General features: G+C 66.8%; 11 protein-coding genes. 10 read left to right on the top strand and 1 reads right to left on the bottom strand.

The window, feature by feature from the left end; translation table 11 throughout:
* Positions 1–265: 265 nt before the first annotated feature.
* The 9 genes from BCY78_RS23930 to guaB all read left to right on the top strand — a co-directional run bounded on the left by BCY78_RS23930 (position 266) and on the right by guaB (position 10,079).
* A complete protein-coding gene (locus BCY78_RS23930; RefSeq protein WP_068306831.1) occupies positions 266–2,461 on the top strand; it encodes an NADP-dependent isocitrate dehydrogenase in 2,196 nt (731 codons plus the stop codon).
* Positions 2,462–2,541: 80 nt separating this feature from the next.
* On the top strand, positions 2,542–3,372 hold the full coding sequence (locus tag BCY78_RS23925; protein ID WP_068306830.1) for an AraC family transcriptional regulator: 831 nt from the start codon (positions 2,542–2,544) through the stop codon (positions 3,370–3,372).
* 74 nt (positions 3,373–3,446) lie between these two features.
* Complete coding sequence (locus BCY78_RS23920; RefSeq protein ID WP_068306829.1) at positions 3,447–3,854, top strand: DUF2000 domain-containing protein; 408 nt, start codon at positions 3,447–3,449, stop codon at positions 3,852–3,854.
* Positions 3,855–3,935: 81 nt separating this feature from the next.
* Positions 3,936–4,631 carry an aspartyl/asparaginyl beta-hydroxylase domain-containing protein gene (locus BCY78_RS23915; protein WP_068306826.1) on the top strand — a complete coding sequence of 232 codons (696 nt, stop codon included), beginning with the start codon at positions 3,936–3,938 and terminating at the stop codon, positions 4,629–4,631.
* A 72-nt stretch (positions 4,632–4,703) separates the two neighbouring features.
* The gene (locus BCY78_RS23910) at positions 4,704–5,732 is read left to right on the top strand and encodes an alpha/beta hydrolase (RefSeq protein WP_068306824.1); all 1,029 of its coding nucleotides are present in this window, start codon (positions 4,704–4,706) and stop codon (positions 5,730–5,732) included.
* Between the two features lie 54 nt (positions 5,733–5,786).
* On the top strand, positions 5,787–6,125 hold the full coding sequence (locus tag BCY78_RS23905; RefSeq protein ID WP_068306822.1) for a zinc ribbon domain-containing protein YjdM: 339 nt from the start codon (positions 5,787–5,789) through the stop codon (positions 6,123–6,125).
* Positions 6,126–6,191: 66 nt separating this feature from the next.
* Positions 6,192–7,598, top strand: coding sequence for an amidohydrolase (locus tag BCY78_RS23900; protein WP_068306820.1), 1,407 nt, complete (start codon positions 6,192–6,194; stop codon positions 7,596–7,598).
* Positions 7,599–7,774: 176 nt separating this feature from the next.
* Positions 7,775–8,374 carry an outer membrane beta-barrel protein gene (locus BCY78_RS23895; protein WP_068306819.1) on the top strand — a complete coding sequence of 200 codons (600 nt, stop codon included), beginning with the start codon at positions 7,775–7,777 and terminating at the stop codon, positions 8,372–8,374.
* Positions 8,375–8,627: 253 nt separating this feature from the next.
* Positions 8,628–10,079, top strand: a complete 1,452-nt coding sequence (gene guaB / locus BCY78_RS23890; RefSeq protein ID WP_068306818.1) for an IMP dehydrogenase — start codon at positions 8,628–8,630, stop codon at positions 10,077–10,079.
* A gap of 18 nt (positions 10,080–10,097) precedes the next feature.
* On the opposite strand, the gene BCY78_RS23885 is transcribed toward guaB, so the two are convergent.
* Positions 10,098–10,301, bottom strand: a complete 204-nt coding sequence (locus BCY78_RS23885; protein WP_068306817.1) for a hypothetical protein — start codon at positions 10,299–10,301, stop codon at positions 10,098–10,100.
* Positions 10,302–10,417: 116 nt separating this feature from the next.
* Between BCY78_RS23885 and BCY78_RS23880 the strand changes: the two genes are divergently transcribed.
* Entirely contained in the window at positions 10,418–10,729 is a 312-nt protein-coding gene (locus BCY78_RS23880) for a DUF4389 domain-containing protein (RefSeq protein ID WP_068306815.1), read from the top strand.
* Positions 10,730–10,747: the final 18 nt, after the last annotated feature.

Raw genomic sequence — 10,747 nt, 5'->3', positions numbered from 1 at the left:
GTCATGGTGGGGTTGTACTTTGCCTGCAGGATGGGCAGGGCGCGGGTCGGAGGGGCAGTCTGGCCGGGGAGGCCGGGCGCGCAACAGCGAAGGCCCGCCGGCAGCTGCCGATCTTCGTATACCATTGTACACAACGCTTGACGGCGGGGCCGTTTTCGGTCAGGAAGCAGCGCAAGGGGCGGCCACGTGGTCGCCTTGTCGAATCCCACGCGCCCGGACAGGCCGCGCAGGCCGTGCCGGGACCCCTGACAGAGGACGCACGGCCATGAGCGATACCCCCGACATCATCTACACCAAGGTGGACGAGGCCCCCGAACTGGCCCGCGTTTCGCTGGAGCCGATCATCCGCGCCTTCGCCTCGAAGGCCGGTATCACGCTTGAGACCCGCGACATCTCGGTCGCCGGCCGTATCTTGGCCGTGTTCCCGGATTTCCTGACCGACGCGCAGAAAGTCTCGGACGATCTGGCCTGGCTGGGCGAGCTGGTGAAGACCCCCTCGGCCAACGTCATCAAGCTGCCGAACATCTCGGCCTCGCAGCCGCAGCTGAACGCCGCGATCAAGGAACTGCAGGACAAGGGCTACGCGATCCCCGACTACCCCGCCGAGCCCGCCACGGATGCCGAAAAGGACATCAAGGCGCGCTACGACGCGGTCAAGGGTTCGGCCGTGAACCCGGTGCTGCGCGAGGGCAACTCGGACCGTCGCTCGGCCAAGGCGGTGAAGGCCTATGCCAAGGCGAACCCGCACCGCATGGGCGAATGGTCCTCCGCGTCGAAGACCCGCGTGGCCTCGATGGACGGCAACGACTTCTACGCCAACGAGAAATCCGCGACCATCAGTGCCGCGCAGGCCGGTGGCGCCTCGATCGTCTTTGCGGGCGCAGATGGCTCGGAGACCGTGCTGAAATCGGGCCTCAAGTATATCGAGGGTGAAGTCGTCGACGCGACCTTCATGTCGGCCAAGGCGTTGACCGCCTTCATCGAGAAGGAACTGGCCTCGGTCGAGCCGGGCGTGCTGTTCTCGGCCCACCTGAAAGCCACGATGATGAAGGTCTCGGACCCGATCATCTTCGGCCATTTCGTCAAAGTGTACCTGAAGGACTTCATCGCCAAGCACGGCGCCGAGCTGGACGCGCTGGGCTGGAACCCGAATTCGGGCCTCGGCGATCTGGAGAAGAAGATCGCCGGCAACGCCGCGCTGGAAGCCGATTACAAGGCCGCGATGGCCGCGCAGCCGCCGATGTACATGGTCAACTCGGACAAGGGCGTGACCAACCTGCACGTCTCGTCGGACGTGATCATCGACGCCTCGATGCCGGCCGTGATCCGCGCCGGTGGCAAGGGCTGGGGCCCGGACGGCAAGGAAGCCGACACCGTCTGCTGCATCCCGGACAATTGCTACGCGCCGGTCTATGACGAGACGATCGAGTATTTCAAACAAACCGGCAAGCTGGACGTCACCACCTGCGGCGCTGTGTCGAACGTCGGCCTGATGGCGCAGAAGGCCGAGGAATACGGCTCGCACCCGACCACGTTCGAAGCCAAGGGCAAGGGCACGATCAAGATCGTCCTCGCCTCGGGTGAAGTGCTGCATTCGCATGAGGTTGAAGCCGGCGACATCTGGCGCTCCTCGACCGCGAAGAAGGCGCCGATCCTCGACTGGATCCAGCTGGGCATCGCCCGCTTCAAGGCCACCGGTTCGGGCGCCTTCTGGCTCGATGCCAAGCGCGCCCATGACGCCGAGCTGATCAAATATGTCGAGCCCGCGTTGAAAGCGGCTGGCGTCGAGATCCCGGTCATGGCCCCGCGCGAAGCCACCCGCTTCACGCTGGAAACCATGCGGACGGGCCAGGATTGCGTCACCATCACCGGCAACGTGCTGCGCGACTATCTGACCGACCTGTTCCCGATCCTGGAGCTGGGCACCTCGGCCAAGATGCTGTCGATCGTCAAGCTGATGCAGGGCGGCGGCATGTTCGAGACGGGTGCCGGTGGCACCGCGCCGAAGCATGTGCAGCAGGTGATCGAGGAATGCCACCTGCGCTGGGACTCGCTTGGTGAGTTCTGCGCGCTGGGCGAGAGCTTCACCTTCCTCGGTGAGGCCAAGGGCAACAAGGCGGCGCTGGTCCTCGGCAAGGCTGTGGACGAAGCGACCCAGAAGGTGCTGGACAACGACGACAGCCCCAAAGGCCGCGTCGGTCAGAACGACACCCGGACCTCGCATTTCCACTTCGCCCGCTACTGGGCGACGGCGATGGCCGAGCAGACCGAGGATGCGGCGTTGGCCGCGGCCTTTGCTCCGATCGCCAAGGCGCTGAACGACAATGCCGAGACGATCGTTGCCGAACTGCACGCTGCCGAAGGCGCGCCGGCCGATCTGGGCGGCTACTTCAAGCTGGACGATGCCAAGGCCGAAGCGGCCATGCGCCCCTCGGCCACGCTGAACGGCATCATCGGCTGAACGGCCTGACAGAATGACGGAAGGGGCGGTCCATCGGGCCGCCCCTTTCGCTTGCGCCCCTGCAGCGATAGGGTCGCGCGATGACTGCTGCCCCCGCCTCGAACCAGTTGATGATGCGCCGCGACAAGGCCACCGGGCTGGAGGCGATCCGTGCCCGGTTCTACGGCCATGCCTACGAGATGCATTCGCATGACGACGAATGGCTGGTCGGTGTCACCCATCACGGCATTCAGGACTTCTTCTGCCGCGGGCATCGCAACCGCAGCACGCAGGGCCGGGTTATCCTGATCGAGCCGACCGAGCGCCATGACGGGCAAGCGACCGAGCCCGAGGGCTTTGGCTACAGCATGCTCTACCTCTCGGCGGACTGGCTGCGGCAGGAGCTGGGCGGTGACGGCGCCATCGGTTTCCGCCAGACCTTGGCCGATGACCGCGCGCTGGCGCAGGCCGTGGCCGGGGCCGCGGGCGCGGTGCTGGAGGGCGAGGGGCCGCTGGCGGTCGAGCATCACCGCGACCGGGTGCTCGAGGGCCTGCGCCGGCACCTTGGCCAGCCGGCGCCCCCGCAAGGCGTCGCGGTGCCCGAAGGTCTGGCCGAGAAGGCGCAGGCGCTGATCCTCGCCTGCTATGACCAGCCGATCGACAATGCGCTGCTGGTGGCCGAGACGGGGGCGGAGAGCCGCTTTCAGCTCAACCGGGCCTTTCGCGCGCGTTATGGCAGCTCGCCCCACGCCTGCCTTGTCGAAACCCGGCTGGCGCGGGCGCGGGTGCAGCTGCGGCAGGGCGACGCCCCGGCCGAGGTCGCCGCCGCCTGCGGTTTCGCCGATCAAAGCCACATGACGCGCTGGTGCCGCCGCGCCTATGGCCTTCCGCCGGGCGCCTATGCGCGGGGCCTGTGCGAAGGCCGGGTCTGACACCGCGCACAAACGTTCAAGAACCGCGCGGGGCAGGGCGGTAGCAGGGGCGCTCACGGAGTATCGGAGCCCCCATGTTCGACACCAAGATCGCCCTTCTCATCCACCCCGCGCTGGAGACGTGGCAAAAGCTGAACGTCACCGCCTTCCTGGCCTCCGGCATCGCCGGTGCTGTGCCCGAGGCAATGGGCGAGCCCTATCTCGACGGCGCGGGGCGGGCGCATGCGCGGCTTCTGGGTCAGCCGATGCTGGTCTTCGCGGCGGATCTGCCGGTGCTGCAGCGCGCCTGGGTTCAAGCCATCGAGCGCGATCTGGTGCGCGCAGGCTATGTCCGGGCGATGTTCGCCACCGGCCATGACGCCGACAACCGCGCCGTCTTCGCGGCGGAACCGGCCGAGGCACCGGACCTCGTGGGTCTTGCGCTGTACGGTCCGAAGAAGGCCGTGGACAAGGCCATCAAGGGCGCCGCGCTGCATCCTTGAGGCGGGGCGGCATCCGGTTACATTCCTGTCGTCTGGGCGTCGTATTGGCGTATGATCCGGGCATCGGACGGGAACGGGACCATGGTGGCAGAGCTTGTGAAACGGCGCGCAACGCGGCGCTTGCGGCAGATCTATGCCGGGATCGACACCCCGCCGATCCTCGACATGGAGCAATACTTCCCGCAGGCCGAGGCACTTCAGATGCTGTTCCCCGCCCTGCAGGCCGAAGCGCTGGCGCTTTACGCCGGGCAGGGCAACATCCCGCGTTTCCACGAGATTTCCTCGACCCAGACGCGGATCTCGGCTTCGGACGGCAAGAGCTGGCGGATGTATATGGCCAAATCCTACGGCCATCTGATCCGCGCCAATGCCGCCCGTACGCCCGCGCTGGCCGGGTTCCTCGCGGATAATCCGCAGGTCTCGACTGCGGCCTATTCCTTCCTTGAGCCGGGCAAGCACATCCCCCGCCACTCGGGGCCTTTCAAAGGTATCCTGCGCTATCACCTCTGCCTCTACGCCCCAGACGCCGGCAGCCCCGAGGCCCCGTGGCTGGAGGTCGACGGCCAGCGCATCCCCTATGCCGAGGGCGGGGGCCTGCTGTGGGACGACACCTTCCCGCATGAGGTGCTCAACCCCGGCCCGCACCCTCGGATCGCGCTGCTTCTGGACGTCAAGCGCCCGGTCGAGGGGCTGATGCAGAAGCTGGCCTATCGCTGGGTCATGCGATCGGGTCGGCTGTATTCGCGGCTGACTGAGGGTCGGATGCGCGCGGGTTGAAGCTGACCTGCGCGTAAAGGCTTGAATTGTCGCCGCGCTTCATGCCCCATGGCGCAAAACCCGGGGGATCTTATGAGTAAACTCACGCTGTTGGGCATGCTGGCCCTTGCCCGCGCGCCCGAGCCGCTGGCGGCCTTGTGGTATGCCGGTCGCCGCAAGGTGGTCGACGGGCGTCGCATCGACGCCAAGGCGCAGGCGCTGGGCGATCTGTTCAACACCATCCGTGTGCCGGGCGTGGTGCCGACGCTGGCCGAGAGCCGGCGCTCGCTTCAGGTGCTGGCCGAGAAATTCGACACCCCCTGTCCCCCCGGCGTGATCAAGCGCGATGTGACCCTGCCCGGCGGCGCGGGGGATCGTCCGGCACGGATCTATGACACCCAGCCGCAGGGCACGCGCCGGCCGACGCTGCTGTACATCCACGGTGGTGGCTGGGTGCAGGGCGGCATCGATACGCATGACGGGCTCTGCGGTCAGATCGCGCTGGAGGCCGGCATCCGCGTCATCGCGCTGGATTACCGCCTCGCGCCCGAGCACAAATGGCCCGCCGCGCCCGACGATGTGCTGGCCGCATGGGAAGCTCTGACCTCGACCCCGGCGGTCTGGGGCGTGGACCCGCACCGCCTCGCGGTCGGCGGAGACAGCGCGGGCGGCAACCTGACCGCGGTGCTGATGCACGACCTGATGGGCCGGGGCGGGGTGGTGCCCAAGGCGCAGGTGCTGATCTACCCGGCGGTCGATGCGAAGGGCGAGACCCGTTCGATGGAGGTCCTGCGCGATGCCTATGTCCTGCCGCGCGACCGCATGGACTGGTACATGGCGCAATATCTGCCCGAGGGGCAGGGTTTCGACGATCCACGCATCTCGCCGTTGTTGTCGTCGCGGCTGGCGGATCAGCCGCCGGCGCTGATCCTGAACGCGGGCCACGATCCGCTGTGGGATGATGGCAACCTCTATCACGAGGCCCTGACCCGCGCCGGCGTCGACAGCACGCTGCATCCCTTCCCGGGGCAGGTGCATGCCTTCGTCTCGGCCCGGCGCGCGATCCCGCAGGGGGCCGAGGCGACCACAGTCATCGCGCGCTGGCTGAAGGACCGGCTCTGACCCTGCGGCATCGGGGCGCTATGCCGGGGCGCGGGTCTCTGCTATGCCGCGCGCATGACCGACACTCTGCCGCCGTGCCCCGAATGCAATTCCGCCTATGTCTACGAGGCGGACAGCCTGCTCATCTGCCCCGAATGTGGGCATGAATTCTCCGCTCAGGCCGCGGCCGAGGGCGAGGTGATCCGCGATGCGGTCGGCAATGTGCTGGCCGATGGCGACACGGTGACGTTGATCAAGGACCTGAAACTCAAGGGGTCTTCGACGACGATCAAGGTCGGCACCAAGGTGCGCGGCATCCGTCTGGTGCCGGGCGATCACGACATCGATTGCAAATTGCCCGGCGTGGGGCAGATCGGACTGAAATCCCAGTTCGTGAAGAAAGTCACCGACTGACGCCGGTCTGCGACGCTTGCCTTCCGGCCTCGGGCGTCGCAGTCTCCGTCCCAGACGGAGATTAACATGCGCAACACCCACCCCATCGACAACGCCATCGACACCCATCGCGACGACCTGACGGCCATGGCCGACCGGGTCTGGGCCACGCCCGAGCTGCTGTATCAGGAGACCGAAAGCTGCGCCGAGCATACCGCGATGCTCAAGGCCAAGGGCTTTCGCGTCACCGAAAACGTGGCGGGCATCCCCACGGCGGTGATGGGCGAGGCGGGCGAGGGCGGTCCGGTGATCGCGATCCTCGGTGAATACGACGCGCTGCCGGGCCTGAGCCAGGTCGCCGGCATCGCGGAACCGAAGGAAGTGACCGAAGGCGGCAACGGCCATGGCTGCGGCCATAACCTTCTGGGCGCGGCCGCGCTGCTGGCCGCCTGTGCGATCAAGGATTGGCTGGAGGAAACCGGCACGCCGGGCCGCGTGCGTTACTACGGTTGCCCGGCGGAAGAGGGCGGGGCGGCCAAGACCTTCATGGTGCGCGACGGGGCGTTCGAGGGCGTCGATGCCGCGATCACCTGGCACCCGGACAGCATGACGCGTGTCTCGGACCCGTATTTCCTCGCCAACACCCGGATGGACTTCACCTTCAACGGACGGTCCTCGCATGCCGCGATGTCGCCGCATCTGGGTCGCTCGGCGCTGGACGCGGTGGAACTCATGTCGGTGGGCGTGAACTACCTGCGCGAGCACATGGTGCAGGATGCGCGCATCCACTACGCCTATCTCGACGCGGGCGGGAAGGCCCCGAACGTGGTGCAGGCGCAGGCCAAGGTGCGCTATTCGATCCGCGCGCTGAAATCCTCGGACATGCTGGCGCTGGTCGAGCGGGTGAAGGACGTGGCCCGCGGCGCCGCGCTGATGACCGGCACGCAGGTCGAGGCGAAGGTCTTCTCGGCGGTCTCGTCGATGCAGGAGAACCTGACGATGGATCGCACCATGCAGCGGGTCCTCGACGAGATCGGCGGCGTGCCCTTCGACGAGGCCGACCGCGCCTATGCCGCCGAGATCCAGAAGACCCTGAGCGAGACCGATATCTCGCTGCCCTACCGCATCGCCAAGATGAAGCCGCGTTTCGACGTGTCGCTGGCCAATTGGGTGGTGCCGCTGCGGCCGGGGGGCGAGGTGCTGACAGGCTCGACGGATGTCTGCGACGTCAGCCAGATCGTGCCGCTGACGCAGCTGCAATGTGCGACAATGGCGATCGGCACGGCGCTGCATTCGTGGCAGGCGACGGCGCAGGGCAAATCGGGGCAGGCGCATAAGGGAATGACCCATGCGGGCCTCGCCATGGCCCGCTGCGCGCAGCTGTTGATCACCGAGCCCGAGACGCTGGCCGCCGCCAAGGCCGAGCAGGCCGAGCGTCTGGCCGAGGAGCCCTATACCTGCCCGCTTCCCGCAGACCTGCCCGCGCCGATCTGAGGGCGGGAGGCGCACGGGCAGGGGCGTTGGCTCCCAGTGCTGGACGTGTCTTTGGCGCAACATGTGACTTGGGAAAGTCCGCATCAGACCAAGTGTGATCTCTGTTTCACTCGGGATCTGGCAGAGTGGTTGCAATACGTCCGTCCATTCTTGCACGATTTTGTGGAGACTTTCCGATGAAGACGTTCCTAAGCGCTGCCTTTGTGACCTTTGCCGCAGCAGGATCCGCCCTTGCCAGCGGACCTGTCGCGCCGCCGCCGCCGCCCCAGATCGTGACCATCGCGCCAAGCTACAATTGGACCGGTTTTTACGCCGGTGCCAGCGCGGGGGTCCATTCTGGTGAGATGTTCGATATCGGCGGGCCTTACGATGTCGAAGGCTATACCGGCGCACTTTTCGCCGGGTATCGGCATGATTTCGGCAGAGCCGTCCTCGGCGCCGAGATCTCGACCAGTGTCGGGACGAATGCGCGCCAATCAGCCTTTCCCAACTGGCATTTCAATCGGTTCACCGATGTGCGCATGACGGCTGGCTACAACGCCGGTCGTGTGTTGCCGTATTTTGCTGTCGGCTACACCTTCAGCGATTTCCGGGCCGGCGGCTTTGGCGATCAGGGCTACGACGGCATGAATGCTGCAATCGGGGTTGATGTCATGGTGAATGACAGCCTCTTCGTGGGCGCCGAAATCAATCGGCGTTGGCTGGAGAGTGACTCGGTCGCCGGATGGACCGGCGATATCAACACCTTCCAGGTCCGGGTCGGCTGGCGTTTCTGAATTTCCCCAGACCTTGAGATCACGGCCCGCCTATCTGGCGGGCCGTTTTGACTCTCGGCCTTTCGGGGGGGCGCAGGCACTCTGGCGCGTCCGGCGATGGCGTCGCAAGCGGGTCTATTTGGCGAACAGAGTACCGCCCGCCACAACCGGTGGCCCTGGTGCTGTGGAATCCGCCCCGCCGCCCCTTTCCTTTCCGGGTTTTGCGTGCAATAGGGCGGTGCCAAGCGATGCCATCCCCCGACAGGAGCACCCCATGCAGATTCGCGAGGCCCTCACCTTCGACGACGTCCTTCTGGTCCCCGCGGCTTCGACCGTGCTGCCCTCGACCGCTGACGTCTCGACCCATGTCACCAAGTCGATCCGGCTGAACATCCCGCTGCTCTCGTCAGCGATGGACACCGTGACCGAGGCCCGCATGGCGATCGCCATGGCGCAGGCCGGCGGGATGGGGGTGATCCACCGCAACCTCGACCTTGAAAAACAGGCCGACGAGGTTCGCCGTGTGAAGCGGTTTGAGTCGGGCATCGTCTACAACCCGATCACCCTGACGCCGAACGCCACGCTGGCCGACGCGCAGGCTTTGGCCGAACGCTACAACGTCACCGGCTTCCCGGTCGTCGACGAAAAGGGGCAGGTTGTCGGTATCGTCACCAACCGCGACATGCGGTTTGCGACCGATCCCAAGACCCCCGTGCACGCGATGATGACGGCCGAGAACCTCGCCGTGCTGCGCGAGCCTGCCGACCGCGCCGAGGCCCGCAGCCTGATGCATGCCCGCCGGATCGAGAAGCTGCTCGTTGTCGACAAGGAAGGCCGCCTGACGGGCCTGTTGACGTTGAAGGACACCGAGAAGGCCGTCCTGCACCCGATGGCCTGCAAGGACGAACTGGGCCGCCTGCGCGTGGCCGCGGCCTCGACCGTGGGCGACGCGGGTTACGAGCGCTCGGCAGCCTTGATCGACGCGGGCGTGGACCTGCTGGTGATCGATACCGCACATGGCCACTCGGCCTCGGTCGCGGAAGCGGTCGAACGGGTGAAGGCGCTGTCGAATGAAGTGCAGGTCGTCGCCGGCAACGTCGCGACCGGCGAGGCCACCAAGGCTCTGATCGGCGCCGGCGCGGATGCGGTCAAGGTCGGCATCGGCCCGGGCTCTATCTGCACCACCCGCATCGTCGCGGGCGTGGGCGTGCCGCAGCTGACGGCGATCATGGACTCGGCCGCTGCGGCGGGCGACGTGCCGGTGATCGCGGACGGGGGCATCAAGTTCTCGGGCGACTTCGCCAAGGCCATCGCGGCGGGCGCAAGCTGCGCCATGGTCGGATCGGCCATCGCCGGCACCGACGAGGCACCGGGCGAGGTGATCCTGTATCAGGGCCGGTCCTACAAATCCTACCGTGGCATGGGCTCGCTGGGCGCCATGGCGCGCGGCTCGGCCGACCGGTACTTCCAAAAGGATGCCGCGTCGGACAAGCTGGTGCCGGAAGGCATCGAAGGTCAGGTGCCCTACAAGGGCCCGGCGGGCGCCGTGGTGCACCAGCTGGTCGGCGGTCTGCGCGCGGCCATGGGCTACACGGGCAACGCGACCGTCGAAGAGATGCGCAAGAACTGCAACTTCGTGAAGATCACCGGCGCGGGCCTGAGCGAGAGCCATGTCCACGACGTGCAGATCACGCGTGAGAGCCCGAACTACCGTCTGGGTTCGTAATCGACTACGGCCTCGGGGTCACAGGATCCCGAGGCCGATCCCCGCCGCGCCCAGCACAACGACGGCGCAGAAGACCCCGAACAGCAGCCATTTCTCGCGCCGCGCTTCCGAGGGCGGGACATAGGGCGGCGGGACGTAATTCGGGTCCTCCTTCCGCAGCCGCTCGCGCAGCGCGCGCCGGGCGGCGTTGCGATACGAGGTTCGTTCGTGATGTCCGGCCATGCGCGCTCTCCTTTGTGCCAATAGAGCAAAGCCCTGCCGGGCGGGCAAGCGCGTGGCTTGCCGCGCGACCCGGCTTGCGCCACTCTGGCGCCCGCGTTCCAAGGAAAGGCCCCAGCATGACCCGTCCCCCGCATCCGCATCTCGAGGACGAGACCGAGCCGCGCGAGACGGTCGAGGAAGGCTGGCGCCAACTCGTGCCGCGGATCTTGTGGATCGTAGTGATCACGTTCCTGATTAGCGTCGCTCAGTCGCTGCTGTTCACCATCGCCGTGTTGCAGGTTCTGGTCATGGTGACCAACCGCGGCCGGCCGAACGAGGAACTCGGAGATTTCGGCGCTATGGTTGGGGCTTGGGTCGCCAAGGCTGCGCGGTATCAATCGGCCGCGAGTGAGCAGAAACCCTGGCCCTGGACGCCGATGGGGTCGTAAGGCGGCCGGAGCTTGCTC

Source organism: Pararhodobacter sp. CCB-MM2 (genome assembly GCF_001691415.1).
GTDB lineage: Bacteria > Pseudomonadota > Alphaproteobacteria > Rhodobacterales > Rhodobacteraceae > Pararhodobacter.
The sequence above is the reverse complement of the archived record's forward strand: the minus strand, read 5'-3'. Positions and strand labels throughout refer to the sequence as shown.

Bases quoted from the DNA above. Each gene is read 5' to 3' on its own strand.
- BCY78_RS23915 (WP_068306826.1), top strand. From the start codon at position 3,936: ATGGTGGCAGAGCTTGTGAAACGGCGCGCAACGCGGCGCTTGCGGCAG.
- BCY78_RS23905 (WP_068306822.1), top strand. From the start codon at position 5,787: ATGACCGACACTCTGCCGCCGTGCCCCGAATGCAATTCCGCCTATGTC.
- BCY78_RS23925 (WP_068306830.1), top strand. From the start codon at position 2,542: ATGACTGCTGCCCCCGCCTCGAACCAGTTGATGATGCGCCGCGACAAG.
- BCY78_RS23910 (WP_068306824.1), top strand. From the start codon at position 4,704: ATGAGTAAACTCACGCTGTTGGGCATGCTGGCCCTTGCCCGCGCGCCC.
- BCY78_RS23930 (WP_068306831.1), top strand. From the start codon at position 266: ATGAGCGATACCCCCGACATCATCTACACCAAGGTGGACGAGGCCCCC.
- BCY78_RS23900 (WP_068306820.1), top strand. From the start codon at position 6,192: ATGCGCAACACCCACCCCATCGACAACGCCATCGACACCCATCGCGAC.
- BCY78_RS23920 (WP_068306829.1), top strand. From the start codon at position 3,447: ATGTTCGACACCAAGATCGCCCTTCTCATCCACCCCGCGCTGGAGACG.
- BCY78_RS23885 (WP_068306817.1), bottom strand. From the start codon at position 10,301: ATGGCCGGACATCACGAACGAACCTCGTATCGCAACGCCGCCCGGCGC.
- guaB (WP_068306818.1), top strand. From the start codon at position 8,628: ATGCAGATTCGCGAGGCCCTCACCTTCGACGACGTCCTTCTGGTCCCC.
- BCY78_RS23880 (WP_068306815.1), top strand. From the start codon at position 10,418: ATGACCCGTCCCCCGCATCCGCATCTCGAGGACGAGACCGAGCCGCGC.
- BCY78_RS23895 (WP_068306819.1), top strand. From the start codon at position 7,775: ATGAAGACGTTCCTAAGCGCTGCCTTTGTGACCTTTGCCGCAGCAGGA.